This is a genomic window from Burkholderia sp. WAC0059 (assembly GCF_002870125.1).
Taxonomy (GTDB): domain Bacteria; phylum Pseudomonadota; class Gammaproteobacteria; order Burkholderiales; family Burkholderiaceae; genus Paraburkholderia.
This window is the reverse complement of record NZ_PNEO01000003.1, coordinates 289,022-314,967: the sequence shown is the minus strand read 5'-3', so window position 1 is coordinate 314,967 and position 25,946 is coordinate 289,022. Positions and strand designations below refer to the sequence as shown.

24 protein-coding genes and 2 pseudogenes are annotated in these 25,946 nt (G+C 66.3%); 13 read left to right on the top strand and 13 right to left on the bottom strand.

Translation table 11 applies throughout. From position 1 onward, the window contains the following. Nucleotides 1-216: 216 nt before the first annotated feature. The gene (locus CY652_RS05070; RefSeq protein WP_102129605.1) at nucleotides 217-1,158 is read right to left on the bottom strand and encodes a LysR family transcriptional regulator; all 942 of its coding nucleotides are present in this window, start codon (nucleotides 1,156-1,158) and stop codon (nucleotides 217-219) included. A gap of 191 nt (nucleotides 1,159-1,349) precedes the next feature. Between CY652_RS05070 and CY652_RS05065 the strand changes: the two genes are divergently transcribed. From CY652_RS05065 to CY652_RS05045, 5 genes and pseudogenes are all read left to right on the top strand, one after another. Then, complete coding sequence (locus tag CY652_RS05065; RefSeq protein WP_102129604.1) at nucleotides 1,350-2,573, top strand: YbfB/YjiJ family MFS transporter; 1,224 nt, start codon at nucleotides 1,350-1,352, stop codon at nucleotides 2,571-2,573. Between the two features lie 77 nt (nucleotides 2,574-2,650). Then, nucleotides 2,651-3,136: a YybH family protein gene (locus tag CY652_RS05060; RefSeq protein WP_102129603.1), complete on the top strand. Its 486-nt coding sequence runs from the start codon at nucleotides 2,651-2,653 to the stop codon at nucleotides 3,134-3,136. Between the two features lie 134 nt (nucleotides 3,137-3,270). Then, nucleotides 3,271-4,344: an NAD(P)H-dependent flavin oxidoreductase gene (locus tag CY652_RS05055; RefSeq protein ID WP_102129636.1), complete on the top strand. Its 1,074-nt coding sequence runs from the start codon at nucleotides 3,271-3,273 to the stop codon at nucleotides 4,342-4,344. 237 nt (nucleotides 4,345-4,581) lie between these two features. Continuing rightward, nucleotides 4,582-5,940, top strand: coding sequence for a hypothetical protein (locus tag CY652_RS05050; protein WP_102129602.1), 1,359 nt, complete (start codon nucleotides 4,582-4,584; stop codon nucleotides 5,938-5,940). Nucleotides 5,941-6,173: 233 nt separating this feature from the next. Next, nucleotides 6,174-7,469: pseudogene (locus tag CY652_RS05045) on the top strand (ISNCY family transposase); the annotation flags it as partial. 255 nt (nucleotides 7,470-7,724) lie between these two features. Here the strand turns inward: CY652_RS05045 and CY652_RS05040 are convergent. The 4 genes from CY652_RS05040 to CY652_RS05020 form a co-directional block, all read right to left on the bottom strand. Then, nucleotides 7,725-8,615, bottom strand: coding sequence for an amidohydrolase family protein (locus CY652_RS05040; RefSeq protein ID WP_219723705.1), 891 nt, complete (start codon nucleotides 8,613-8,615; stop codon nucleotides 7,725-7,727). A gap of 108 nt (nucleotides 8,616-8,723) precedes the next feature. Further along, entirely contained in the window at nucleotides 8,724-10,001 is a 1,278-nt protein-coding gene (locus CY652_RS05035) for an MFS transporter (protein ID WP_102129600.1), read from the bottom strand. A gap of 477 nt (nucleotides 10,002-10,478) precedes the next feature. Next, nucleotides 10,479-10,997, bottom strand: coding sequence for a DUF2778 domain-containing protein (locus CY652_RS05025; RefSeq protein WP_102129598.1), 519 nt, complete (start codon nucleotides 10,995-10,997; stop codon nucleotides 10,479-10,481). 2 nt (nucleotides 10,998-10,999) lie between these two features. Further along, nucleotides 11,000-11,485, bottom strand: a complete 486-nt coding sequence (locus CY652_RS05020; RefSeq protein WP_102129597.1) for an Hcp family type VI secretion system effector — start codon at nucleotides 11,483-11,485, stop codon at nucleotides 11,000-11,002. Nucleotides 11,486-11,908: 423 nt separating this feature from the next. Here CY652_RS05020 and CY652_RS05015 point away from each other — a divergent pair, with 423 nt between their 5' ends. After that, nucleotides 11,909-12,352 carry a thioesterase family protein gene (locus CY652_RS05015; RefSeq protein WP_102129596.1) on the top strand — a complete coding sequence of 148 codons (444 nt, stop codon included), beginning with the start codon at nucleotides 11,909-11,911 and terminating at the stop codon, nucleotides 12,350-12,352. Nucleotides 12,353-12,379: 27 nt separating this feature from the next. On the opposite strand, the gene CY652_RS05010 is transcribed toward CY652_RS05015, so the two are convergent. The 3 genes from CY652_RS05010 to CY652_RS05000 form a co-directional block, all read right to left on the bottom strand. Continuing rightward, a complete protein-coding gene (locus CY652_RS05010) occupies nucleotides 12,380-12,703 on the bottom strand; it encodes a YnfA family protein (protein ID WP_102129595.1) in 324 nt (107 codons plus the stop codon). Between the two features lie 77 nt (nucleotides 12,704-12,780). After that, nucleotides 12,781-13,584 carry a phosphonoacetaldehyde hydrolase gene (gene phnX / locus CY652_RS05005; protein WP_102129594.1) on the bottom strand — a complete coding sequence of 268 codons (804 nt, stop codon included), beginning with the start codon at nucleotides 13,582-13,584 and terminating at the stop codon, nucleotides 12,781-12,783. 106 nt (nucleotides 13,585-13,690) lie between these two features. Beyond that, a complete protein-coding gene (locus CY652_RS05000) occupies nucleotides 13,691-14,887 on the bottom strand; it encodes a 2-aminoethylphosphonate--pyruvate transaminase (protein WP_102129593.1) in 1,197 nt (398 codons plus the stop codon). Nucleotides 14,888-15,020: 133 nt separating this feature from the next. Here CY652_RS05000 and CY652_RS04995 point away from each other — a divergent pair, with 133 nt between their 5' ends. Together CY652_RS04995 and CY652_RS04990 are read left to right on the top strand one after the other, a co-directional pair. After that, on the top strand, nucleotides 15,021-15,878 hold the full coding sequence (locus CY652_RS04995) for a LysR substrate-binding domain-containing protein (protein WP_102129592.1): 858 nt from the start codon (nucleotides 15,021-15,023) through the stop codon (nucleotides 15,876-15,878). Nucleotides 15,879-16,139: 261 nt separating this feature from the next. Then, nucleotides 16,140-17,135: an aliphatic sulfonate ABC transporter substrate-binding protein gene (locus CY652_RS04990; protein WP_258002198.1), complete on the top strand. Its 996-nt coding sequence runs from the start codon at nucleotides 16,140-16,142 to the stop codon at nucleotides 17,133-17,135. 206 nt (nucleotides 17,136-17,341) lie between these two features. Here the strand turns inward: CY652_RS04990 and CY652_RS04985 are convergent, their stop codons facing one another. Further along, nucleotides 17,342-17,563 carry a hypothetical protein gene (locus CY652_RS04985; protein WP_102129590.1) on the bottom strand — a complete coding sequence of 74 codons (222 nt, stop codon included), beginning with the start codon at nucleotides 17,561-17,563 and terminating at the stop codon, nucleotides 17,342-17,344. 289 nt (nucleotides 17,564-17,852) lie between these two features. Here CY652_RS04985 and CY652_RS04980 point away from each other — a divergent pair. The 5 genes and pseudogenes from CY652_RS04980 to CY652_RS04960 form a co-directional block, all read left to right on the top strand. Continuing rightward, nucleotides 17,853-18,026, top strand: a pseudogene (locus CY652_RS04980) (amino acid ABC transporter substrate-binding protein); the annotation flags it as partial. A 182-nt stretch (nucleotides 18,027-18,208) separates the two neighbouring features. Then, nucleotides 18,209-18,940: an amino acid ABC transporter permease gene (locus CY652_RS04975; protein WP_102129589.1), complete on the top strand. Its 732-nt coding sequence runs from the start codon at nucleotides 18,209-18,211 to the stop codon at nucleotides 18,938-18,940. After that, on the top strand, nucleotides 18,940-19,665 hold the full coding sequence (locus tag CY652_RS04970) for an amino acid ABC transporter permease (protein WP_102129588.1): 726 nt from the start codon (nucleotides 18,940-18,942) through the stop codon (nucleotides 19,663-19,665). The genes CY652_RS04975 and CY652_RS04970 overlap by 1 nt, the downstream gene beginning before the upstream one ends. Nucleotides 19,666-19,838: 173 nt before the next feature. Continuing rightward, the gene (locus tag CY652_RS04965) at nucleotides 19,839-20,144 is read left to right on the top strand and encodes a PsiF family protein (RefSeq protein ID WP_102129635.1); all 306 of its coding nucleotides are present in this window, start codon (nucleotides 19,839-19,841) and stop codon (nucleotides 20,142-20,144) included. 403 nt (nucleotides 20,145-20,547) lie between these two features. Beyond that, complete coding sequence (locus tag CY652_RS04960; protein ID WP_102129587.1) at nucleotides 20,548-21,135, top strand: BPSL1445 family SYLF domain-containing lipoprotein; 588 nt, start codon at nucleotides 20,548-20,550, stop codon at nucleotides 21,133-21,135. A 128-nt stretch (nucleotides 21,136-21,263) separates the two neighbouring features. Here the strand turns inward: CY652_RS04960 and CY652_RS04955 are convergent, their stop codons facing one another. From CY652_RS04955 to CY652_RS04940, 4 genes are all read right to left on the bottom strand, one after another. Beyond that, nucleotides 21,264-22,331 (bottom strand): glycosyltransferase family 4 protein, encoded by a 1,068-nt coding sequence (locus tag CY652_RS04955; RefSeq protein ID WP_102129586.1) that lies wholly within the window; start codon nucleotides 22,329-22,331, stop codon nucleotides 21,264-21,266. A 250-nt stretch (nucleotides 22,332-22,581) separates the two neighbouring features. After that, the gene (gene otsA / locus CY652_RS04950; RefSeq protein WP_102129585.1) at nucleotides 22,582-23,997 is read right to left on the bottom strand and encodes an alpha,alpha-trehalose-phosphate synthase (UDP-forming); all 1,416 of its coding nucleotides are present in this window, start codon (nucleotides 23,995-23,997) and stop codon (nucleotides 22,582-22,584) included. A 47-nt stretch (nucleotides 23,998-24,044) separates the two neighbouring features. After that, nucleotides 24,045-25,394 (bottom strand): mechanosensitive ion channel family protein, encoded by a 1,350-nt coding sequence (locus tag CY652_RS04945; RefSeq protein ID WP_102129584.1) that lies wholly within the window; start codon nucleotides 25,392-25,394, stop codon nucleotides 24,045-24,047. A 165-nt stretch (nucleotides 25,395-25,559) separates the two neighbouring features. Further along, on the bottom strand, nucleotides 25,560-25,916 hold the full coding sequence (locus tag CY652_RS04940) for a Rap1a/Tai family immunity protein (RefSeq protein ID WP_102129583.1): 357 nt from the start codon (nucleotides 25,914-25,916) through the stop codon (nucleotides 25,560-25,562). Nucleotides 25,917-25,946 lie beyond the last annotated feature (30 nt).

Sequence of the window (25,946 nt, the reverse complement as noted above, 5' to 3'; positions counted from 1 at the left end):
TCGGCAAGGAAAATATTGTGGCGCGAGCGGCCGCGTCGCCGATTTTTTATCGGACGCATGCGAGGCCGGTGCCGCTTGTCATGTCCTGACGGGACGCGCAATGGTTGAGCGCCCCGGCATTGACGGCTCGTATGGGTCATTCGGAGCGTGCCGCGGGCGCGATTTCCCGAAGCTTCTGGCGGGGCGCGCCGTTCCGCCCGTCAGAAACGCTCGCCGTCAGCCGGCCAGGGAACCCGCCATCTTCTTCGCGGCCACCGGTTTTGCCTTGGCCGCCCGGCCGGCTTTCGGCGCCGCATAGGCGCGCCGCGTCATCTCGAGAAAAGCCGTCAGCGCGCTCGATACGTATCCGTCGTGGCGGCGGATGAACAGCGTGTCCACGAGCGCGAATTCCCTGGGCAGCCGGTGGACGGCGACCTTGCCCGCTTCGAACGCGGGCGCCACGACGCCTTTCGGCAGCAGCGTCACGCCGACGCCGGCCGCCGTGCAACTGACGATCGCATCGAGCGAGCCGAATTCGAGCGGCTTCGCCGCGACGATGCCGTGCCCGGCGAGAAACGCCTCGAGCCGCTGCCGGTAGGAGCAGCCGAACTGGAACACGATCGTCCTCAGATCGGGAGTTTTCGTCAGATCCGCCAGCGACCGCACGGCGGGGCTCGTGACCAGTACCAGTTCCTCGGTGAAGACCAGTTCCCGATGGAGGTCCGGATGGTCGATCGGCCCGGCGACGAACGCGCCCTCGAGCCGGCATTCGACCACGTCCTGCAGAAGATGGGCGGTCGTCCCCGTGCTGACGACGAGCCGGACGTCGGGCCAGCTACGGGTGAACGCCGTCAGCAGCGGCGACAGACGCAGTGCGGTCGTCGTCTCGAGACTGCCGAGCACCAGCGGGCCGCTCGGCGCGCCGTCGTCGCGCGCGGCCGTCCGGACCTCTTCGATCAGCCTCGCGATTTTTCCGACGAACGGCAGGATGCGCCGTCCGGCCGGCGTCACGGTGACGCCGCGCGCGTGACGCTGGAAGAGCGGCAGCCCCAACTCGTCTTCCAGCGCGCGGATTCGCGCCGTGATGTTGGACTGCACGGTGTGCAGCTCGGCGGCGGCCTTGCTCATGCTGCCATGCCGGGCGACGGCTTCGAAGGTTTTCAGGTCGGCGACGTCCATGGTGGATCGGTACGGTAAGAACGGTGCGGGTAGGGCCGAAAGATTGTATCGGGCGGCAAGGCCGCCGACGCATGGTTTTTCGGCATGACACTCATCGTTATAGGAGATGGGTGATATCAAATCAATTCAGTTCTTATGATTCTAGATTGCGCGTAGGCTTCAGCTATCGAATAGCGTGAAGGGTGATACACATGAACAGGGTCGTGGAATCGCGCGGCCGGCAGGCCCGCGAAGCGCGGGCCGCACATGCGGGATGGGCCACCGTGGCCGGTTTCTGCGCAAGTCTCGTCGGGATCGGACTCGCGCGTTTTGCTTATACGCCGCTCTTGCCTGCGATTGTCAGCGCACACTGGTTCGGCGCGTCGATGGCGGCCTATCTCGGCGCGGCGAATCTGGCGGGCTATCTTGCCGGCGCGCTGACCGGCCGCCCGATCGCGGCGCGCACGACGGTCGCCGTTACGCTGCGCTCGATGATGGCGCTGGCGACGATCGCGTTCTTCGCGTGTGCCTGGCCGGTGTCGTTCGCGTGGTTTTTCGCATGGCGATTTCTCGCCGGGCTGGCCGGCGGCGCATTGATGGTGCTGGCTGCGCCGACGGTGTTGCCGCACGTGCCGCCTGCCCGGCGCGGCCTCGCGGGCGGCGTCATCTTCATGGGCGTGGGCATCGGCGTCGCTGCGTCGGGCACGCTCGTTCCGCTGCTGCTGCAACGCGGTCTGCACGACACCTGGGTCGGACTCGGCGTGTTGTCCGCCGCGCTGACGGCGATCGCATGGAAAGGCTGGCCGGGCGAGACGGCCGCTCCTGCCCAGACGCACCACCATGGTCGCGCGCCGAAATCGGGGACGCTGCGCGCGCTGTACGTCGAATACGCGCTGAATGCGGCCGGCTGGGTGCCGCACATGATATTTCTCGTCGATTTCGTCGCCCGCGGGCTCGGCCGGGGCCTGGCCGTCGGCGCCGAATACTGGGTGCTGTTCGGCATCGGCGCGACGGTCGGCCCGATCTTCGCCGGCGCGCTGGCCGACCGGACCGGTTTCGGCCCGGCGCTGCGCGTCGCGTTCGTGCTCGAGATCGGCGGCGTCGTCATCCCGGCACTCGGGCTCGGGCCATTTTGGCTGATGGCGTCGAGCGTCGTCGTCGGCGCGTTCGTGACCGGCACGGTTCCGCTCGTGCTCGGGCGCATCCACGAATTGCTCGCGCACCATCCGGCGCAACAGGGCCCGGCGTGGAGAACGGCGACGGTCGGCTTCGCGCTGTTCCAGGCGGTGGCCGCGTACGGGCTGTCGTTCGTGTTCTCGCGCGGCGGCGATTACCGGCTGCTGTTCGCCATCGGGACGGCCGCGATGGTGGCTGCGCTGGCCATCGACATCGTCGCGATGCTCGCGTATCGGGCGGACGATCGCGCTTCGTCGTGAACGAAAGATTCTCGTCGCAGGGCGGCGGGACTGGGCAATGGGACGGGGCAGACAGATTGCACAGGAGGAAACAGGGTATGGAGACGCGCTTTTCCGAAATAACCGGCGACGAATCGCGGGCCGGCGACGGCGGTCCGCTAGACGCGCTGATCGACTTCTACCGCGCTTTCAACGACCGGGATCTCGTTGCGCTCGCGCGCAATTGGGCGGACGGCGAGCGGCCCAGCATGAACAACCCGATCGGCGGCATTCGTCGCGGTTGGACGTCGATTCGCGACGGCTATCGGACGCTTTTCGAGGGACCGGCACGCGTGAGCGTGGCGTTTTACGATTTCACGAGCGACGGCGGCGACGACTGGCATCTGTTCGTCGGCCGCGAGAAGGGCACGTGTACGGTCGGCGGCACGACGCTCGATCTGCGAATTCGCACGACGCGCTGGTTCGTGAAGATCGACGGGGTATGGCGGCAGCTTCATCATCACGGGTCGATCGAAGAACCCGCCTTGCTGGCCGATTATCAACGGGCGATTTTCGGCGCGCCGCTCGCGGCGCCGGTCGGCTGAGCGCGCGGTAGCCCGTATTTTCAGGCCTTTTCGAGCACGCCGGACACCCGGCGCGCATGGCCGGCATCGAAATGGCATGCTCGGCAATGGGCCGGTTCGCAGCCGGCCGGAACGATCATCGGAGAGAAACGGCGATGAATGCATTCAGTCGATTCGCGGCGCAGTGGGGCATCGAGTACCCGATCATTCAGGCGCCGATGGCGGGCGTGTCCACGCCGAAGCTGGCCGCGGCGGTGTCGGACGCCGGCGGGCTCGGCTCGCTCGGCGTCGGCGCGAGCACGGCGGACGAGGCGCGCCGGATGATTCGCGACACCCGCGCGCTGACCGCTCGCCCCTTTAACGTGAACGTCTTCTGTCACGCGCCCGCGCAGCGCGACGGCGAACGCGAGCGAGCCTGGCTCTGGTATCTCGACCCGCTTTTCGCCGAGTGCGAAGCCGATGCGCCGACGTCGCTCGACGAGATCTACAGGACGTTCGTCGGCGACGACGCCTTCCTGCAAATGCTGCTCGACGAGCGGCCCGCCGTGGTCAGCTTCCATTTCGGGCTGCCCCCGCAAGCGCATGTTCGCGCGCTGCGGGACGCGGGAATCAGGACCGCCGCGACCGCGACCAACCCCGGCGAGGCCGCGGCGATCGAAGCAGCCGGCATCGACGCGATCGTCGCGCAGGGCATCGAGGCGGGCGGCCATCGCGGCATGTTCGATCCGGACGCGCCCGACGAGCAACTGAGCACGGCCGTGCTCGTCCGGCTGCTGCTCCGGCAGACGAGGCTGCCCGTGATCGCCGCCGGCGGCGTGATGGACGGACAGGGCATCCGCGCGATGCTGGACCTCGGCGCATCGGCCGTGCAACTCGGCACGGCGTTCCTGCTGTGCCCCGAATCGGCGGCGAACGGTCCTTACCGGGAAAGCCTGAAAAGCGAACGCGCCGCCAGGACCCGGCTGACGACGGTGCTGTCGGGCCGCCCGGCACGCGGGATCGTCAACCGGCTCGTCGAATACGGCGAAGCGGAGGTCGGCCCGCGGCCGCCGGCCTATCCGGTAACCTACGACGCAACGAAACGGCTGAACGCCGCGGCCGCGAAACAGGGCATGCACGACTTCGCCGTGCAATGGGCCGGACAGGGCGCGCCGCTCGCGCGCGAATTGCCGGCGGCCGATCTGGTCCGGCAACTGGCGGCGGAGTGGAAAGAGGGCGGACAAAAGTGATTTGCTGTTCCCGGCGCGCGGTGGCTTCGCGCTTCCTGACGGCTAACGTCCGACGTATGGAGGCTTGCGCTACGCCGCGTCCGCTACAGCGGTGTTCGAGCACACGGTGGCCAGTTTCGCATTTCGATCGGAATCTTCGTTCGGTGACTTACTGATCCCGACGGTTTGGGCAGACTATGGGTACGACCAGCCGCTTTTCCCGGCTGCACACTTCACTTACCTGCTCGAGGATCCAGCATGAAGATTGTTGCCCCCGTCGATGTGTCGGACGTTCCTCTCCATGACGCGGACGAAGAAGATACGGCTGCTGTCGAACAGAAGAAACCGCCACGTGATAAAGCCGGCACCTCTTCGCAACTGAGCGGCCTTGTCGGGACGAATGCCCCCGAGGCGGGCGACTCGGCCAGCTCTGCCGAAAAGAAACCCAGGATCACGCTCAAGCAGGCTGCGAACCGTGTGATGGCGGCGCAGAATGTAGCGGCCTTCAGGGCTCGTGTAGATGAAATGACTTATCGACGCGTATACGAGACCATTCAGGAGCGCTATAAAGCGTTTTCCCAGGAAAACGAATTGGGTCATGGCGGCAAGGAGGGCCTCACCGGCAATATCGATGACATTTCCTCCGGCGATTTGATTAGCATCCTGCGCCACATCGCGACCAACGATGAGCGTCGTACTGCTGCGTCTATCAAATCCGCGGTCTCTCCACTGTTTTCCAAAATTTACCTCATGGAAAACAAGGAGCAGGGCTGGAACCTGCGGTCGCATCTGTACTCCGTGGGCGGGGGAGCGCAGGGGGCCGAAGAGCGGCAGCATTTCCACCGCTGGACACTGGCGTCGGCCTTCATGGCCGGCGGCTTTGCCAACCGGAACTATCAGAAGCTGCCGGCCTCCGAGGTGGATTCCGCCGATGTCCTTATCGAGTACAAACTGGAACCCACTCCCAAGAACGCAACCAGACAAAAATTTATCGAAATTGGGCCGGTCGGTATGCCGCTGACCCGCCAGACCATGTTCAAACAAGGCGAGGTGCGGCATTACCCGATCGACCTGCCGCACAGCGTAGGCGACACCAGCCAGCATACCGGGACCGGGCTAACACTGGCGCATACCGGCAAGGCAATCAAAAGTACTTCGACGAGCTATCGAACGCAATCCGGCATCACCTCGGAACCGTTGGACAAGCCGGCGTCGCCCGAGGAGTTCATTGCCTCGATACATAAGGAAATCACGCTGCTGCAACTGCAGACCTTAAGCAATGGTTTGAATAGGCATCTCGGCGAAAAAGATCCGGCGAAACTCACGTCGCAGGAAAAGCGCCACCTTGAGGATTACAAGGCCCCGAATTATCTGGAAACCTCGCTGATGCCTGCCATTGCCATACTGCATCTTGCCAGGGAAGCCGGTACCGAAAGCGCGGAGTTCAGTCCGGAAACCGCCCGGTTTATCAATGCCCAGATACGCCGCATCGACGAGGCCCCATTGGATACGCTATTGAAAGAAAACCAGACGCATTTGCAACGGGGTTACTTGTCGGCGAAAGTGAGTTCGTGGGACGAATTGACTGCCATGGTGGAAGGTGCCAACAGGGATTGAACATGCGCCGCAGCGTGCATAAGGACGCTGCGGCGCAAATGGCTGCCTTGCGAGGGCCCGGGCGCGCCGTAACGCCTGAATCTGATATGCAACATAAATTTAACATAATATAAATTATCAACCTGAGTGGTGTAATGGCTATTTAGTAATGTCCGGTTTGAGCCAGTTAGAAATGTCCGGTTCAGGCCTGCCCGGGGCGCATGCTGTCGACGCGCAATCCGGCGGAGCCTGCCATGAACGAACCAGGACTGGTGACGATCAGCATGAACGAGCTACGACGCGTCAAGATCATCGAATCGGTCGTTGAAGGACGTCTGAGCGGCGTGCGCGCCGCTGGGCAACTGGGACTGAGCGAGCGTCAGGTGTCGCGTCTGAGACGCCGCTTCGAGGCCGCCGGGGCGGCCGGTCTGGTTTCGGCCAAACGTGGCAGGCCGAGTAACCGGCGGTTTTCGATGAATCTGCGGGCCCGCGTGCTGGCCATCATCCGGGAACGCTATGCGGATTTCGGACCGACGCTGGCGTGCGAGAAACTCTGCGAGTGTCACGGCATCCGGCTGGCGAAGGAAACGGTGCGGCAATGGATGTACGACGCCGGACTCTGGGTGCCGCGTGCGCAACGGCCGCCGAAGGTCTGCCAGCCGCGTAACCGCCGTGCGTGCCTGGGCGAACTGATCCAGATCGATGGTAGCGATCATCGCTGGTTCGAGGACCGGGCGCCAGCCTGCACGCTGCTGGTGTTCATCGACGATGCAACGGGTCGGCTGATGACCCTGTACTTTACGGCGACCGGGTCGACCTTCAGCTATTTCGAGGCGCTGTCGAAGTATCTGGTGGCGCATGGCAAGCCGGTCGCGTTCTACAGCGACAAGGCCAGCGTCTTTTACGTGAGGGGTCGCTCGGAGACCGCGGGCAAAGGCGTCACGCAGTTTGGCCGCGCGCTGTACGAGCTCAACATCGAGACGTTCTGTGCGAACTCGAGTCAGGCCAAGGGTCGTGTGGAGCGGGCCAACCTGACGTTGCAGGACCGGCTGGTGAAGGAGTTGCGGCTGCGGGGCATCAGCACGCGGGAGGCGGCCAATGCGTATGCGCCCTCGTTCATCGCGGACTTCAACCGGCGCTTTGCAAAACCTCCCGCAAGCGGGCACAACGCCCATCGTGAGCTACGCGAGGATGAGGATCTGCGACAGGTTCTGGCGTACCGGGTACCACGCAAGGTCACGCATTCGCTCACCGTGCAATACGACCGCGTGATGTACCTGCTGGAGGACACACTGGCCAATCGTCGCCTGGTCCATGAGTACGTGGAAGTCGTCGAGTATCCGGATGGCAGCATCGAAGTACAGGCCGATGGGCGCGTCCTGCCGTATCGCGAGTATGACCGGATCACGAACATTGACCAGGGGGCGGAAGTCGATAACAAGCGGCTCGCGAATGCGCTGGCGGTGGCACGCTCGCTACAGGACATACGTGACGATCGGCGCGCAGCAGGCTCGCCTTCGCGGACACATGTTGGCGAAGCGGTGCGCGCGAAGAAAGCGCTCATCGGTCTGAAGAAGCAGCGGGAAATCTCACTCGCCGACTACAACGAGGCACTCGGTCAACTCATGCAGAACCCACTGCCTGAACGGGGGGCGGCTGCGCCGCCCCACCCCACAAACATAAAAAGAAACAGAACCAAAACTGCCGCAAAACCGGACATTTCTATCTGGCTGGAAAGCGGACATTTGAGAATGGCTTTGACATTGGCGCGCGGAGCCGACATCGAGCCCCCTGGCGGTCAACCCTCACCGAAACCCATACAACTGCTGCGCGTTCGTCGTCAGGATTGCATCCCGTACCGCCGGATCGGGTGCCCACAGCGCGAGCGTATCGAGCAACTGGCCCACCGTCGGCATCGTGCGCCACAGCGCGACGTGCGGCCAATCGGAACCCCAGACGCAGCGCTGCGGCGCCGCCTCGATCAGCGCCTGCGCGTAGCCGACCGTGTCGGCATATGGCGGCTCGGCATCGCTGAGCCGGTAGGCGCCCGAGAGCTTGACCCACGCGCCGTCGCGCACGAGCCCGACGAGCTGCCGGAAGCCCGGCGAAGCGACGCCGGCCGTCGTCGGCAGATGGCCCATGTGGTCGATGACGATCGTCGAGCGTAGCTGCGCAAGCGACGGCGCGAGCGTGGGTAATTCCCGCGCGTCGAGCAGAAACTGCAGATGCCAGCCCCAGTCCCGCGCCAGCGCGTCGTACTCGGCCAGTTGCGAGAAGTCGATTCCACCGCCGCCGAACAGCACGTTGACCCGCAGGCCGACGGCCCCCGCCTCTTTCATCGCCCGATATTCGGCATCGGCCAGCCCGAGCGACGGCACCACGACGCCGCGCAGCCGGTCGCGATGCGCGGCGAGCGTCTCGAGCATCAGGCGGTTGTTCTGGCCATGCACGCTCACCTGGACCAGCACGCCGTATTGCGTGCCGACGTCGTCGAGCATCCGGAGGTATTGCTCCGGCGCGACGGGCGACGGCGTATAGCTGCGATCGGGCATCCACGGGTCGCGCGGCGGCGAACCGATCACGTGGGCGTGCGTATCGACGGCGCCCGGCGGCATCGCGAAGGCGGAAGGCCCGCGCTGCGTCGCGGGCGGCGGCGGACAAAGCGGCGGCTGGCCGTCGGCGGAAGTCGTGGTCATCTCAGGCATCTCTCCGGAATGGCGCTCGGGCCCGGCTCGCCGGACCCCTATGGACGAATGCGGACGAATGCGGCATCGACGAATGTACAGGAGGCCCGCCCCGTCTGCTCAAACGCCGCGCTGCAAGCGTTCGTGCCGCGGCTCCCCCGCTTCATCGGCGGCGTCGATCGTTTCGAGCCGCCGGCCGCGCGTCTCGGGCAGGAACAGCACGGTGACGAACACGAGCGCGTTGGCCGCGACCGCGAGCAGGCAAATCGCGTTGCCGAGCCCGGTTTTCACGCTCATCGCGCCGACGGCCGCCGGAAACAGCGCGCCGATGCCGCGCCCGAAGTTGTAGGCGAAGCTCTGCCCGTTGGCCCGCAGCGCGGCCGGAAACAGCTCGGTCAGATGCGCGCCGATGCCCCCGAAAATGCCCGACGCGCAAAAGCCGAGCGGGAACCCAAGGTAGAGCATCTGCGCGTTCGTGAACGGCAGCTTCGTATAGACGATCGTGGAGACTGCCGAGAGCAGCGCGAACAGCAGCATGTTGCCGCGTCGCCCGAGGCGGTCGGACAGATAGCCGCCGCTCGCGTAGCCGATGAACGAGCCGACGATCAGCACGGCGAGATAGCTGCCCGTGCCGATCACCGACAGATGGCGTTCCAGGCGCAGGAATGCGGGAATCCACGTCGCGATCGCGTAATAGCCGCCCTGCACGCCCGTGCACATGAGCGCCGTGCCGAGCGTCGTGCCCAGCATGCGCGGCGAGAAAATGCGCAGGAACGACGGCGCGTCGGCCGCGCGGCGCGCGCGCCGGAAACTCTCGGGTTCGTCGACGTGGCGGCGCAGGTAGAAGACGAGCAGCGCGGGCAGGATGCCGACCCAGAACATCGCGCGCCACGCGAGCGCCTGCGGTAGCACCGAATACACGATCGTGTAGAGCACCGCGGCCAGTCCCCAGCCGAGCGCCCAGCCGCTTTGCACGACGCCGACCGTCTTGCCGCGATGCTCGGGCCGCACGATCTCGCCGATCAGCACCGCGCCGACGGCCCATTCGCCGCCGAAGCCGAGGCCTTGCAGCGCGCGCAGCGCGTAGAGCTGGCCGACGTTCTGCGCGCAGCCGATCAGAAACGTGAAGACGGAAAACCAGAGGACGACCCATTGCAGCACCCGCACGCGGCCGTAGCGGTCGGCGAGAATGCCGCCGAGCCAGCCGCCGAACGCGGAGAAGAACAGGCTGACGGTGCTGAGCAGGCCGATCTGCCCCTTGCCGAGCCCCCAGAGCGCCATCAGCGAGGTCACGACGAACGTGAACACCATGAAATCGAACGCATCGAGCACCCAGCCGACCAGGGCCGAATGAAAGGTCGTGCGTTCCTTGCGGCTCAACGCGGCATACCAGTTCAAGGGTCGTCTCCTTTGCTTTGTCTTATGGGCGCCGCGGCGGCTTGCCGTCGCCGATTGCGCAATCATCAAAGTATTACAACTGCGCGGCGAAGGAAAGCGCTTTCCGGCCGCCGGGCATCCCGGAAAACCCGCGCAGTATCCCGTTTGAGGTATGTGCGCCGGCGGTGCCGGTATGGAAGTGATGCCTCGCCAGAGGGCGGGTTTCCTTATTCATGCGTGGGCGGATCTAGACGCTTCGCCCGGCAACGACGCCATAGATTCGTAATCAGCATATATAAAATGATGGCGATAATCAGGTCAAAAACAGCAAACCCGTAAATGTAAAGATTATCAGGATCGCGTATACCCAGCTTATCAGATAGTATGAACAATATCTTCTGCTGATTAGGGGGCATCTCCAACGGATAAGTATGGACAAACCGAAGCGTTACCGCATAGATGCCAATAAGCAGAAGTAGCCTGAAGATCAGCTTCAGGCTATGGGCAAGTATTGCCATAGGTGACGATCTCTATCAAACCATAGGCGTTCAATCCCGAGTTTCGGGCAGGAACCGTTTTTGTGTTCAATAGTGCCCGGCGAAGCGTCTGAAACTCAACATAACTCCATAGCGTTATACAGCCAAGAGAGACGCCCCGCCCACCTACAGGATGCAAGCGGAAATTGCCGCGTTTGATGCCATTAACCCAAGTCCAGTCATCGATCATGCCGTCATCACGATATAGTGCAAACCACTCGTCGTGATGAGAGGGTTTGCCCAATGCCGAATTCAGGGTGTCTTTCACCCACGCTTCCCCGCGAGAGGCAAGTCCCCCCGTAGGCCGGTCCACGATCCAATATTTCCCGGCAGGAATAGGGCCTTTATCTTTTACAGCACTGCATCCACCCCGGTTGCGATAAATATCATTCCCTGAAAACGCCATGAATGTGCCCACGCCATACATGACTAGTGGCTCGAACGACTCGTTATTGACGATAAATTTTCCCTGTAGTGGCATGATCAGGACCGCTCGTTCCAGGTATCCGTGAACTTCACGTTGCCGTCCGTGTAATGCCATGTGATTCGCTCATACATGAGCGAAACCGCCTCCATGTGGTTGACTTGTGACATTCCGGCGATTTTTGTGTTGGGCATGCCGGGGTTCACGCCGGTGATCTTTACCCCTTCGATCAGCATGATGAAGTACACATCTTCCTGACCCGCGTGGTTAATTCTGTACCACTTCAGCTCAGCCGATTTCAGGGTTTGTCCTCTCGCTACCGCTTTGTACAGGTAAGGGCTTGCAGCATCGAATTCTTTCTCGATGCTCATTGGCGAATGTGAGCGGGCATCGGTAATTTTTCCGGTATTGCTATCGACGGGGAGATTCAGGCCATGACTAAAGCCAACCACCTCGATACTTCCTTCACGTCCCTGAACGGTGACGGAGCCTTTGATATCGGAACCACCATCGTCTTTCAGCCACATGTAAGCCGGAATTGGCATTCAAGATCCTTGATCATAAAAATTTTGGAATACGAATGGGTGCTCGACTGTGCGTCGCGTGAGGGGCTCATCCTTATGGGAGAGGGGCAGAAAGCATATTGCCCGTTTGCGACGGGCAAGTTGATGTGCGTCGGATTGATGACGACGGCATGGGCCACGCGAGCGCGGCGGCCTCGATGACGGCGCTGGCCTTCGCACCGCAGTTCGATCTGCGGCAGACCGATTTCCTCGTGGGCTCGTGCAGTCCATCGTCGCGAACTGGCGCGCCTGGCGCGTCGGCGTGCCGCCGCGCTGAGCGGGCAACCCGCGCGGCGGCACGACAATGCCGGCCCGGCCTTCGGGCGGCCGGGCTAAAATCGCCGGACACCGCGACGCCGCTCCGAGGCCGGCGCCGCGCCGAACGTTCTCCTTCCGCCCGTCGCCATGGCCCGCATCCAGCTACAGTTTCCCGACAACCAGTACTACTACGCCACGCGCATGACCGTGCGCGTCACGGACATCAACGCGGCCAACCATCTGGCCAACGACTCGATGATCTCGATGATTTCCGAAGCACGCGGGCGTTTCATGTTCGACGCGGGCATCGAGGATCTGCGCGAGGACGGCACCGGCATCATCGTCACCGATCTCGCCACGACCTATCGCGCCGAAGCGCATGCGCGCGACGTGCTGCTGTTCGAGGTCGGCGTCATGGACTTCAACCGCTACGGCGGCGACATCATCTTCCGCATCACGCGTCCGGCCGACGGCCGGTTGATCGCGATGGCCAAGTCCGGCTTCGTCTTCTTCAACTACCGGACGCACCAGGTCGTGCCGATGCCGCCCGCGTTTCTGGCGCGCTTTCCGGACGTGAACCGTATCGAGTGAGCATGGTCGGCGCGCAACGGGCCGCGCTCAGACGCGGCCGGGCTGGAAGGCGATGAGCGCCATGCCGGCCAGCGTGAGCGCCACGCCGGCCCAGTCCCAGCCGGTCGGCCGGATGCCCTCGACGCCCCAGAGCCAGAGTATCGCCACGCCGATGTAGACGCCGCCGTAAGCCGCATACGTCCGGCCGGCCGCCGACGGGTGCAGCGACAGCAGCCACGCGAAGAGCGCCAGCGACGCGGCGGCCGGCAGCAGCCACCACGCGCTGGCCCCTTCCCTGAGCCACCGGTACGGCAGATAGCAGCCGACGATCTCGGCCAGCGCGGTCACGGCGAACAGCAGGACAGTCTTCATGGGCGGGCGCGGTGAGCGGCGAAGGCGCTCATGTTACCGTAGCCCCGAGCCGGCCCGCGGCGCCCGTCGCGGGTTGCCTACGGCCGCTCGCCGCGCGCGAGCCGGCCTTCTATGTCGTAGACGACCGGCAGCAGGTCCGCGACGCTGTCGATCACGTAATGCGCGCCGGCCGCGCTCAGACGCCGGGCGGCCGTGGCACGACGGCGCGCGAATTCGGCGGGCGCGAGCGCCTTCGCCTCCTCCTCGCTCATGCCGAACGCGTTGCCGCTGACCGCGACGCCGACGGCCCACGTTCCGCCGTTGATCCCCTCCCCGATGCCGACCTCGGTGTCGTCGACCTTGATCGCGTCGCGCGCGCGCCAGACGCCCAACTGCGGCAATGTCCGGTAGATCATGTATGGCGAAGGCCGCCCTTCGGGCGTCTCGCCCGCGCAGACGATACTGTCCGGCGCGAACCCCTGGGCGGCCGCCTGCGGCACGATCCGCTCGATGATCTCGCGCGTGTAGCCCGTCGTCGTGCCGATGCGCAGACCGTCGGCGCGCAGCGCCGCGACGACGTCGGCGGCGCCGGGAATCAGGTCGCTGTAGCGGGCGACGACGGCGACGTTCCTCGGCACGAATGCGTCGTACACGGCGTCGATGTCCGCCTCGCCGGGCGCGTGGCCATGCCGCCCGGCCCAAGCCTGCGCCACGCGCGGCAACGCGAGCAGCGCCGCGATGTGCGGGCGCTTGGCCATGCCCATTGGCCCGCGCGCCTCGTCGATCGTGATCGGCACGCCGAATTGCGCGAACGTTTCGACGAACGCGCCCATCGGCGCGCGCGATCCGTAATCGACCACGGTGCCGGCCCAGTCGAAGATGACGGCCTTGAGGTGTTTCATCTGCAATGGTCCTGAAGTCCTGAACGAGTTCCGAACGGCGCTTGCGGCATTTTCGTGACGACCGGCCCGTATTGCGGCATCGGCGGCATCGGCGGCATCGGGGCCGTCACTCAGCCAGCGTCTCGCGCCCGGCGAGTGCTCCGGCATCCGGCGCCGCGCGGCGCACGCCGAGCACGCGCAGTGCCTGCGCGCAGGCCTCGACGACGCGCCGCATCACGTCGGCATCCACCTGGCCGATGCAGCCGATCCGGAAGCTCTCGACCGTCGTCAGCTTGCCGGGATAGATGATGAAGCCCTGCTCTTTCATCAGCGTGTAGAAGCGTCCGAAGTCGAACGCCGGGTCGGCCGGCGAAAAGAACGTGACGATGATGGGCGAGCGCCAGCGTTCGGTCAGCAGCGGCTCGAAGCCGAGCGAGCGCATGCCGGCCACGAGCGCGTCGCGATTGGCGGCGTAGCGGGCAAGCCGGGCCGGCTGGCCGCCTTCGAGCGCGTACAGGCGCAGTGCCTCGACGAACGCCGCCACCGTGTGCGTCGGCGGCGTGAACCTCCACTGGTCGGTGCGGTTCATCACGTCCCACTGGTCGTGCAGATCAAGGCTCAGCGAATGGCTACGGCCCTTCGCTTCGCGCAGCACGTCGCGCCTTGCGATCACGAAGCCGAAACCCGGCACGCCCTCGATGCACTTGTTCGCCGACGAAACGAAGGCGTCGCACGGCAGCGCGCGCGCGTCGAGCGGCACCGCGCCGAACGCGCTCATCGAATCGACGAGCAGCCGGCGGCCGTGACTCGCGGTGGCCGCCGCGATTTCCTCGAGCGGGTTCAGGATGCCCGAGCTCGTCTCGCAATGCACGGCGGCGACGTGCGTGATGTCCGGCTGCGCATCGAGCAGCCGCGCGACCTCGTCGCCGCGAGGCGGCAGGTAATCGCCCTTGTCGAGCACGACGTGGGCACGGCCGAGGTAGCGCAGCGTCGTGGCCATGCGCTTGCCGTATGCGCCGTTGGCTAGCACGAGGACGCGGCCGTCGCGCGGCACGAAGCTGCCGAGCATCGCCTCGACGCAGTAGCTGCCGCTGCCCTGCAGCGGCACGCAATCGTAGCCGCCCTCGCCCGCCTCTTCCGTCTGGCCGGCGATGGCGAGCAGGCTGCGCCGCAGATTGGCGGTCAGCGCGCGGAAGTCGTCGTCCCACGAGCCCCAGTCGCGCAGCATCGCCGCCTTCGTCGAGGCCGCCGTGGTGAGCGGTCCGGGCGTCAGGAGCCAGGGGGCGGCAGGCGAAGGCGGAATAGCGTCGTCGATGCGGGTCATGGGTACGGTTCGAGGGGCGAGGGTCGTCGTCGGGTCCTGATCGACACAGTATCGAAACGTCGTTCATCGGTAAAATCAATATAATCGATGTCCCTATAGCCTCAGCTTATTCATGCCGATTACGGGAAGAGCGATGCAATACGCACAATTGCGGGCATTTCATGCGGTCGCCGAGCACGGCGGGTTTTCGAAGGCGGCCGCCGCGCTGTCGCTGACGCAGCCCGCCGTGTCCGACCACGTGCGGCGTCTGGAACAGGACTTCGGCGTGAAGTTGTTCGATCGCGCGGCGCGTGGCGTCGAGCTCACCGAGCTGGGGCGGCGGCTGTTCGCGGTGACACGGCAGATGACGAGCTGCGAGCGCGACGCGCGGCAACTGCTGGCCTCGGCCGGCGCGCTCGAATCGGGCACGCTGTCGCTCGTGGCCGACGCGCCCGATCTGGCCATCAAGCTCGTCGGCGCGTTCCGGCGCCGCTATCCGGGCGTCGTGGTCCGGCTCTCGATCGCGAACGCGGCCGAGTGCATGCAGCGGGTGCTGGCGAGCAGCGTGGACGCCGCGATCACGGCGGCCCCGCAGGTTCATAGCCGGCTCGAGGCGCGCGTGCTGCGCCGCGAGCCGCTCGTCGCCGTCGTGCCGGCCGCGAGCCCCGTGGCCAGGCGCAGACGGCTCACCTACGAGGCGCTGGCCCGGGAGCCGATGGTGTTTCGCGAGGCGCAGTCGGTCACGCAGCAACTGCTCGAGTCCGAACTCGTGCGCAAGGGGCTTCAGGTACGGCCCGTGCTTTATGTGGACGGACGCGAGGCCCTGCAGACGGCCGTGGCGCAGGGCGTGGGCGTCGGCGTGATCGCGCACGCGGAATTCGGCGAATCGCGACACATCCGGACCATCCCGCTCGAAGACTGCCAGGTGCAGATGATCGAATCGCTCACGCGGCTGGCCGAGCGGCCTTCGTCGAACCTGCTCGACGCGCTGTTCGAAACGCAGCCCGAATAAGCGGTCCGAATAAGCAGCTACCGGGTCGTGCACGGAACGTCACGCGGCACGCCGTTGTGCCGATCCGTGCATTGAATAGCTCAATCGATCATTTAGCGGTGCCGCGGGCCGTTGTTACGATACTCGCCGGGCATAGTCCCCAACGTTTACCAGAACAAAAGGCCGCCTGTGACGCTTTCCCCGCTCCCTCTGCTTCCCTCGTTCCACGCGTTCCGCCGTGCCGCGCGCATGGCCTGCCTGTGCTTCGCCGCGCTGTCCGGCATGCTGGCCGGCACCGGCACGCATGCGCAAGCGGCCACGCCCGCGCCTGTCGAACTGCGGATCGGCTATCAGAAGTCCTCGACGCTGATTACCGTCCTGAAGGCGCGCGGATCGCTCGAACGCGCGCTCGCGCCGCTCGGCGTGCGCGTGTCGTGGAACGAGTTCGCGAGCGGCCTGCCGCTGACCGAGGCGCTCAACGCCGACGCGGTCGACTTCAGCGCCGACGTCGCCGACACCGTGCCGATCTTCGCCCAGGCCGCGCGCGCGAACTTCGTCTACGTCGCCCAGGAGGCGCCCTCCCCCAATGCGCAGGCCATCCTCGTGAAGCGCGACGGGCCGCTGCATACGCTCGCCGATCTCAAGGGCCGGCGCATTGCCGTGACGAAAGCGGCGGGCAGCCACTATCTGCTGCTCGCGGCGCTGGCCCGCGCGGGCCTCGCGCCGTCCGACGTGCAGATCGACTATCTCGTGCCCGCCGACGGCCGCGCCGCGTTCGAGCGCGGCAGCGTCGACGCATGGGTGACGTGGGACCCCTACGTCGCCTCGGTCGACGAGGAGCCCGACGTCCGCGTGCTCGCGAGCGGCAACGGCCTTGCGTCCTACCAGCGCTATTACCTCGCGTCGAGCGGCTTCGCGGCCGCGCATCCGGAAATCGTCCGGATCGTGTTCGATCAACTGGTCGCCGCGGGCAACTGGGTTCGCGCCCATCCGCACGACGCCGCGCAACTGCTCGCGCCGATCTGGGGGCTCGACGTCGCAACGGTCGAGCGGGCCAACGCGCGGCGCAGCTACGAGGTGCGCGCCGTCGACGCGCGTTATTTCGGCGAGCAGCAGACGATCGCCGACACGTTCTATAAGGCCGGGCTGCTTCCCGCTCCGGTGAACACCGCGCTCGCGCTGCGCTGGAACTTCGCGACGCAGCGCGTGCAGCCGGTCGGTACGGCAACGGGCCACGACGCGCATGCCGCCAGTGCCGCGGCCGGGGCTCCGGCATGACAGGACGCGCGGCCGGGCCTCGCTCCGCGGTGCCTACGTCGTCGGCGCCGCGTGCCCGGCGAACGGGCCGGCGGCGCGCTGCTTTCCCCCTACCCGGGTCCTCCCCGGCCTCTACTGCCGCCGCGCCGGCGTCCGGGCCGTTCTCGCCGCCCGAACCGCAGCCGTGGCGTGGACGCCCACGCCGGGCGGGCTCTAGCCCGGCCGTTTCATTCCACGACGATGTCGGTGCCGCAGGCGTGGAGCAGATCGCGCAGCGCCTCGGCTTGCTCCATGCGCACGCCGCTGCGTAGATGAATGCGCAGCGCGCGGCCCGCGATGCCGTCGATCGGGCGCGACAGCCATAGTTCGAGCGCGAGCCCGAGACCGTCGGGCTGGCTGGTCGCGACAGGCTCGATGACGCGCGGCGTGAAACAAGCGGATTCGGACATGGTCGGATTCTCGCGGGCAGACAGTCGGGATCGCTGGAACGGCGCCGGCAGCCCACGAGCGCGGACCGCGGCATGCGCATCCATCGTAGCGAGCGGCGCGTTGCCGTCCAACCGAGAAATACGCGTATGCAAATCAGCCCGACACTTAGCAGAATGCACGCTTAGTACAGCATCAAAGTTTGGTTTTCCCGACACCGCGCCGGTGATACCGTGCACGCCCGGAGTGCAGACACGCCGTTCGTCTTCCGTTCCGCCACGACTACAACGCTACGACAGCAGGCTCATCCGAATGAAATTCCGTACCCTCGCCCTCTGGCTCGTCACGCTGGTCACCACGCTCGTCTCGGGTCTCGCACATGCCGGCCGGCTCGACGACATCAAAAAGGCCGGTGTGCTGCGCGTCGCGACCTTCGACCGCAACCGGCCGTTCGGCTTCGTCGATTCGTCGAACAACCAGATCATCAACCGCAGGTTCGGCCCGAACACGAATACGCCGCTGCCGCGCACGTTCAGGATCGGCGACAGGACCTGAGCGGTCGATCCCCGGCCGTCATTGCCATTGCCATTGCGTGACGGACGACGGGCGCGCCCGCTGCGTCCGCCGTCCGCTGCAGAAACCGTCCGCCCAGTCTGTCCGGCCCGTCCATGTTCGCCGCCTCGCTCGCTCCCCAATACCTGCTGTGGCTCTGGCAGGGCTTCGGCATCACGGTCGGGCTCTCGCTCTGCGTCGCGGCGTCGGCCACGGCGGGCGGCGCGCTGCTCGTGCTTGTGCGCAACGCGCGCTGGCGTCCCGTGCGTCAGGTCGCAGCCGTCTATGTGCTGGCGTTCCGCAACACGCCGCTGCTCGTCCAACTGCTGTTCTGGTATTTCGGCATCGCCACGCTGCTGCCCGCCGGGCTGATGCAGTGGCTCAACTCGCAGCACGTGCTGCCGCGAACTGGCGGGCTCGTGCACTGGCCGTCGTTCGAATTCGTCACCGGCTGGCTCGGCCTCACCTGCTACACGGTCTCGTTCATCGCCGAGGAGTTCCAGGCCGGCATCGCCGGCGTGGCGGCCGCGCAGCGGCAGGCCGGCGCCGCGCTCGGACTCACGCCGCTGCAGACGTTCCGCTACGTCGTGCTGCCGCAGGCCGTGCGCATCGCGCTGCCGCCGCTCTTCGGCCAGTACATGAACCTCGTGAAGAACTCCTCGCTGACCATGGCGATCGGGCTCGCCGAACTTTCGTACGCGTCGCGCCAGGTCGAGACCGAGACCTTCATGACGTTCCAGTCGTTCGGCATCGCGACCCTGCTCTACATCGGCGCGATCGCGGTCATCGAGGCGTTCTCCCACCTGGTCGTGCAGGCGCGCGACCGCCGGCTCGGGAGGCGCGCATGATGCCCTGGTCCGTCTTTGTCGCCAACGTGCCTTACCTGCTCGTCGGCGCGTTTCCCGACGGTCCGCCCGGCGGCGCGGCGCTGACGCTGCTGCTCGCGCTCGCCTCCGCCGCCGCGTCCGGGCTGCTCGGTCTCGCGGGCGGCATCGCGCTGGCAATGGCGGGCCGCCTCGTCCGCCTGCCGCTGTTGCTCGTGATCGGCTTCTTCCGCGCCATTCCCGTGCTGATGCTGATCTTCTGGACGTACTTCCTGCTGCCGATGCTCTTCCACATCGACGTGCCGGGACTCGCGACCGTCGTCTGCGCGCTCTCGCTGATCGGTGGCGCCTATCTCTCGCATTCCGTGCACGCGGGCATCCGCGCCGTCGGCCATGCGCAGTGGCAGGCCGGGCTGTCGCTCGGGCTCACGCGCTGGCAGTCGCTGCGCTACGTGGTATTGCCGCAGGCGCTGCGCATCATGGCGCCGTCGTTCGTGAACCAGTGGGTCTCGCTCGTGAAGGACACGTCGCTCGCCTATATCGTCGGCGTCGGCGAGCTGTCGTTCGTCGCCACCCAGGTGAACAACCGGCTGATGGTGTACCCCATCCCCATCTTCCTGTTCGTCGCCTTCATCTATCTCGTGCTCTGCACCGCGCTCGACCGGGCGGCCATGGCCTGGCTGACGCGTCGCCGGCAGCCGGCCGCCGCCCGGAGCAGCACGCTCGCGAAGCCCCTCGCCGGCGGCTGACGCCCGGCGTCACTGGGGCGCTTCCGCATTCGGGGTCGGCGCGGCACTGTCAATCAAGGTCAATGTCGCCCCGTTTTTCTTACGGCTTTGCCATAATTGGCCGCGGCCACGGGCGCAGTCGTTGGCGCCCGCCGGCACGACGACCAGAACGACCCTATCCCATGGAGCTCCACATGAAAATCCGATCCGCTCTCGCCGCCGCCGCGCTCGGCAGCCTGCTGGCCGCGCCGGTCTTCGCGCAGACTGCCGCGCCGCTCAACAGCCAGCAGTCCAGAATGAAGACCTGCAACGCGCAAGCTACCGGCAAGAAAGGCGACGACCGCAAGGCGTTCATGAAGCAGTGTCTGTCGGGCGGCGCGCCCGCTCCGGCCGCGTTGACGCCGCAGCAACGGATGAAGGCCTGCAATGGACAGGCGGCCGGCAAGACGGGCGACGATCGCAAGGCATTCATGAAGCAGTGTCTGTCCACGAAGGGCTGACCCGCTTTCCTTGCTTTACCAATCCCGTCTTTTTCCGGGGCATGGCAGGCCGCCCGCCTTAGGGGCGGATTGCCATGCCCCGTTGCCTTTCCGCGTTTCGCACAGCCCGGCAGCGGCGCCTCCCGCCCCGGGAACGGAACGTGCGCAGGCTTGTCCGGGACGCTCGTCCGGTGCCGTTGCGGCCCGCGAACGCGCGGTCCCGCCCAGCCCCGCGAGCGGTCCGGCATCCGGCGCAGGTCGTCCAGGCGATCGCGCAAATGCCCGCCGCACAAGGGTTTTTGCCCCAGGTCGGGCTGCGCGCGCTCAACGCGTCCCGTTCAGGCGCTGTGATATAACAAAAACGTGCCGGGTCGCGTTTCGACGCAACACGGTATCCAATCCGGAAACCATAACGGAGAAAAAAATGCAAAGACGCAGGTTCATCCTGAACACTTCCGCTGCACTCGCACTGGGCGGCCTCGCGCTGGCCGGCTGCACGACCACGACCGATCAGCCCGCCAATCACGCGGTCGATTCGTCGAAGCGTCAGTCGATCAACGCCAGCGTCGACAGCACGCTGGCCCGCCTGTATCAGACCGTGCCCGGCTCGCGGGAACTGGTCGGCAAGGCGCGCGGCGTGCTCGTGTTCCCGTCCGTGCTGCAGGCGGGCTTCGTGGTCGGCGCGCAATACGGCGAAGGCGCGCTGCGCGTGGGCGGCGGCACCGTCGGCTACTACAGCACCACGTCCGCCTCGTTCGGCGCGCAAATCGGCGCCCAGTCGAAGGCCATCATCTTCCTGTTCATGACGCAGGACGCGCTCGCCCGCTTCCGCAGCTCCGACGGCTGGTCCGCGGGCGGCGACGCGTCGGTCGCGATCGTCAAGGTCGGCGCCAACGGCGCGATCGACACGACGACGGCCACCAGTCCGGTAGAGGTCTTCGTGCTGACCAACAGCGGCCTGATGGGCGACCTGTCGCTCTCGGGCACGAAGGTTTCGCGCCTGAACATCTGATCCCGGCGGCCCCGGTCCGCCTACGGGCCGGGAGGCGGAGCACCGCATCGGCGGTCGTTCTGCCTCCCGGCCCCTCCATTTTTTCCGTCTTTTCCTGTCCTCGCTTTTTTCCGCGATTCGAACCCGCCTCAGTGCGCGGACGTGTCGATCACTCTCAAGCGCGCGCGGCGATGCGCGCGAATCACGCTCTGGTAGACCTCGACGTATTGCTGCGCCATCCGGCTCGAGGTGAAGCGCTCCTCGAATCGCCTGCGCACGCCCTCGCGCGTAATCTTGTGCAGCCGGTTCACTGCCGCCACCGCGCCGATCTCGTCCTCGACGATGAAACCCGTCACGCCGTCCTCCACCACCTCGTGCACGGCTCCGCGGTTAAATGCGATGACGGGCGTGCCGCAGGCCATCGCCTCGATCATCACGAGGCCGAACGGCTCGGGCCAGTCGACCGGGAACAGCAACGCATGGGCGCCCGAGAGGAATTCGGCCTTCTCGTCGTCCGATATTTCGCCGATGTATTCCACGTCGGCCTGATCGAGCATCGGCTGGATCTCGCGCTCGAAGTAGTCCCGATCCTCCTCGTCGACCTTTGCCGCAATGCGGATCGGCAGGCCGCAGCGCCGGGCAATGCCGATCGCGCGGTCCACGCGCTTTTCGGGCGAGATGCGGCCGAGAAACGCGAGATAGCGCGGCTCGACAGGCTGCGGCACGTAAAGCCGTTCCGGCAGCCCGTGATGGATCGTGGTCAGCCATTTCGCCTTCGGCAACGGGTGGCGCTGCGCGTTCGAAATCGACACGAGCGGCATGGTGGCGAACGTCTCGAACACCGGCTGCTGCTCCGGCAAGTCGAGCCGGCCGTGGATCGTGGTCACGAACGGCGTTTCCTGGCGCTTGAACACGGAGAACGAGTGGTAGTCCATGTGAAAGTGCAGGACATCGAACTGGTCGGCCTGTCGACGTACCGTCTCCATCAGCACCATGTGCGGCGCGATCCGGTCGCGGATGCCGGGGTCGAGCCGCAGCGCGCGCGGCCAGACGGCCTCGAGCTTCGCGCGCGTGATCGAGTCGCCGCTCGCGAACAGCGTCACGTCGTGGCCGAGATCGACCAGCGCTTCCGTAATGTACGACACCGCCCGCTCGGTGCCGCCGTACAGCCTCGGCGGCACCGACTCCGTGAGCGGAGCGATCTGAGCAATTCTCATGGAAGTCTCCAGATGCAACGCGCTCGCCGCGGCAGGAAGCTGTCCGATCCAGAACAGGCGCGCAGCCGGGGCATGCGGCAGTCAGACGGACATTGTATGGCAGCGGTGCAAACCGGGTTGGCAGGTGCGCCGTGAGGCCGCGCGCGGCGCGGTGGTGCCCGATTATTCGGTAAACCGGGCCCAAACGCCGCATGTCTTGCAAATTCTGCGTCTTGTTACATGCGGATACAAACCCTGCGTTGCGCTGTCGTCAGGAGGACGACGTACTGCCCTCCCTGCCCGGCGTACCGCGCAAATCCCGCAGGAACGTATCGCGCCAGACGCCGAGGTCGTTGCGCCGCAGCGCCGTCATGTTCGTTTCGTAGCGCGCCTTGCGTTCTTCGAGCGGCATCGAAAGGGCCTGCTGGAGCGCTTCGCACATGCCGAGCGCGTCGTGCGGATTGACGAGCAGCGCGCCGCTCAGCTCTGCCGCCGCGCCTGCGAAGACCGACAGCACCAGCACGCCCGGATCGAGGGGATTCTGCGCGGCCACGTACTCCTTGGCGACGAGATTCATGCCGTCGTGCAGCGGCGTGACGAAGCCGATCTGCGACTCGCGAAACAGCGACATCAGCTTCCAGCGGTCGTAGCTCTGGCTCAGATAGCGGATCGGCGTGTAGTCGAGGCCCGAGTAGCGCCCGTTGATGCGTCCTGCCTCGCCCTCCAGTTCCTCGCGAATCGCCTGGTAGGTCGCGACGTCCGAGCGCGTCGGCGGCGCGATCTGCACCAGCGTGACGTTGCCGCGCCATTGCGGCGCGCGTTCGAGCAGTTGCTCGAACGCGCGGAAACGCTCGACGAGCCCCTTCGAATAATCGAGCCGATCCACGCTCATGATGAGCTTGCGGCCTTCGAGGCTCTGCTTCAGGTCGAGCACGTGCTGGCGGCTTTCGTAGCGCTCGGCCTGCCGCGCGATCTCGTCCGGAAACACGCCGATCCGGTAGACGCCGGTACGCAGCGCGCGCCCGAACGCCTCGGCCTCGCCCGCTTCGCCCTGCTGGTGCACGGTGCCGTGCGCATAGCGCGTGAGGTAATCGTGAAACGCCTCCTGGTCGCTGCGGATCTGGAAGCCCAGCAGGTCGTAGCAGCACAGCGACTTGACGAGTTCCTCGTGCGGCGGGATCGTCAGGAGCACCTGCGGCGCCGGAAACGGAATATGCAGGAAAAAGCCGATCCGGTTCGCGATGCCCTCGGCGCGCAGCGCCTCGGCGAACGGAATCAGGTGATAGTCGTGGACCCAGATGATGTCGTCGGGCTCGATGAGCGGCATCAGCTTGTGCGCGAGCCACGCGTTCACGCGGCGATAGCCGGCGTATTCGTCGCGCTCGTAGCGCGCCAGATCGTTGCGGTAGTGAAAGACCGGCCACAGCGTCGCGTTCGAGAAGCCGCGGTAATACTGGTCGTAGTCCTTGCGCGTGAGCCCGACGGTCGCGAACGTGACGGGACCGTCCTGCACCAGCGTCGGCCCCGCGTTGGCCACCGTCTCGCTGACGACGTCGCCGCTCCAGCCGAACCAGACGCCGCCGCCCGCATCCTTGAGCGCGCCGGACACGCCGACGGCGAGCCCGCCGGCCGAGCCTTTCTCGCTGGGCGTCGTCACCCGGTTCGACACGACAATCAGCCTGCCCATTTCCGTATGTCCTCCTGTCGAGCGCTCTCCTGTCCGAGCGCCCCTCGTCAGTTCGATTCGAACCCGGCGCGCGGCGCCCGTTCGGCCGCCTCGACGCCCTGTCCGTCGCGGTTGTCGCGGTTGTCGCGTTCGGCAGCGTCCGGCGCGGAATCGGCCGACCGAACCGACTCCGCCGACGGTGCCGATTGATGCGGTTGAGGCGACTGCACCGTCGTCGCATGCAACCCGCGGCCCGCCACCGGATCGGCCTCGGTATCGGCCGCTGTGCTCGACGCGGCCGGCGGATGAGTACCGCGCCGCCAGCCCGGCAGCTCGCCGGCGCTGGGTTCGATCCCGGTCGAAATCTCCGCCCGCGCGCGCGGCAGGAATTGCGGATACCGCAGGTTCATGAAGTCGAGCAGCGCCTCGCGCACGCGGCAACGCAGGTCCCAGTTCAACCCCGAGTCCTGCGAGCTGACCAGCGCGCGTAGCTGCATCGCGTGCTCGCTCATGTCGGTCACCTGCAGCACCTGCACGCGCCCGTCCCACTCGGGCGCCTGCCCGACGGCGCGCGCGAGCTCCTCGCGCAGCGGTTCGAGCGGCATCCGGTAGTCCACCCACAGAAACACCGTGCCGATGATCTGCGAGTTGCTGCGGGTCCAGTTGGCGAACGGATTCTCGATGAACCACTGCAACGGCACGATCAGCCGCCGCTGGTCCCAGATCCGCACCGAGACGTAAGTACCGGTAATTTCCTCGATGCGGCCCCACTCCCCCTCGATCACGACCACGTCGTCGAGCCGGATCGGCTGCGACAGCGCGATCTGCAGCCCGGCAATCAGATTGCCGAGCACGGGGCGTGCCGCGATCCCGGCGACGAGGCCGGCCACGCCCGCCGACGCAAGCAGGCTCGCGCCGAACTGGCGCACGTCCGGAAAGGTCATCAGCGCGGCGCCGAGGCCGACGATGACGATCACGACCATCACCGAGCGCGCCAGCACGCGCGCCTGCGTATGAATGCTGCGGGCCTGGAGGTTGTCGGCGATGTCGAGCGGATGGGCGGCGATGATCGCCTCGCCGATGGCCGCCGCGCAGCGCACGGAAAGCCAGGTGATGGCCGCGATCAGCGCGAACGCGGTCAGGTCGCGCAGGCTCGCGACGAAGCGCAGCGTGTCGGGCGCCTCCCACCAGACGATTTCGAGCGCAAGAACGACGAGCACGGCCAGCGCGGGCCGCTCGACGTTGCGCACGAATACGCTGATGAGCGGATAGGGTCGCGCGACGCGTCGCACGATCCGGCTGCCGACGCGGTGCACGCCCAGCGCGAAGACGAGCGCGACGGCCGTGGCGATGAAAACGCCCGGCCAGCTATGAAGCGGTGCGTCGGTGAAGCGGGCGAGATCGTCGGCGGTCAACATCGGCAGCCTGCTCCTCGTGAGGCGTCGCGGGCGGAGTGTCCGCGACGGCGTCCGTTCGACCGGCTCCGGCGCGCCGCGCGCGGGCCGGGCCGGAACGGGATGCGGCGGCCGGATACGACCGGTGGCGCTGGCCGCCTCCGGTCACGTCCGGCCGGGAGGCCGGGACTAGCTGCCGTCGCGACAGGGATACGCCTTGCCGAGCCCCAGCGACACGGCCGTGCTCGCGTTGTAGCCGGCGATGTTCGGGTTGTCGGCGATGTACTTGCGTACCGCGTCGGTCAGTTGGGCCGAGCGCACGTCGGGCGGCAGGCAGAAATACTGGCCGACGAGCGGGCCCGTCGTGCCGCCGATCGCGTCGATCGTGTTGAACACGCCGTCGGCCGCGCCCTCGATGTAGGCCGCGCAGGCGCTGCGCGAGGCGATGTCCGTCCTCGCGCACATCCGGTTGAGGTCGCTCGCCGTAAACGCGGCGGCCGAGAGCGGCAGCGCGAGCACGCCGACGCCGAGCAGAATCCGCAGCATGGATTTCCCTTGTTCGATACGAATGGATGC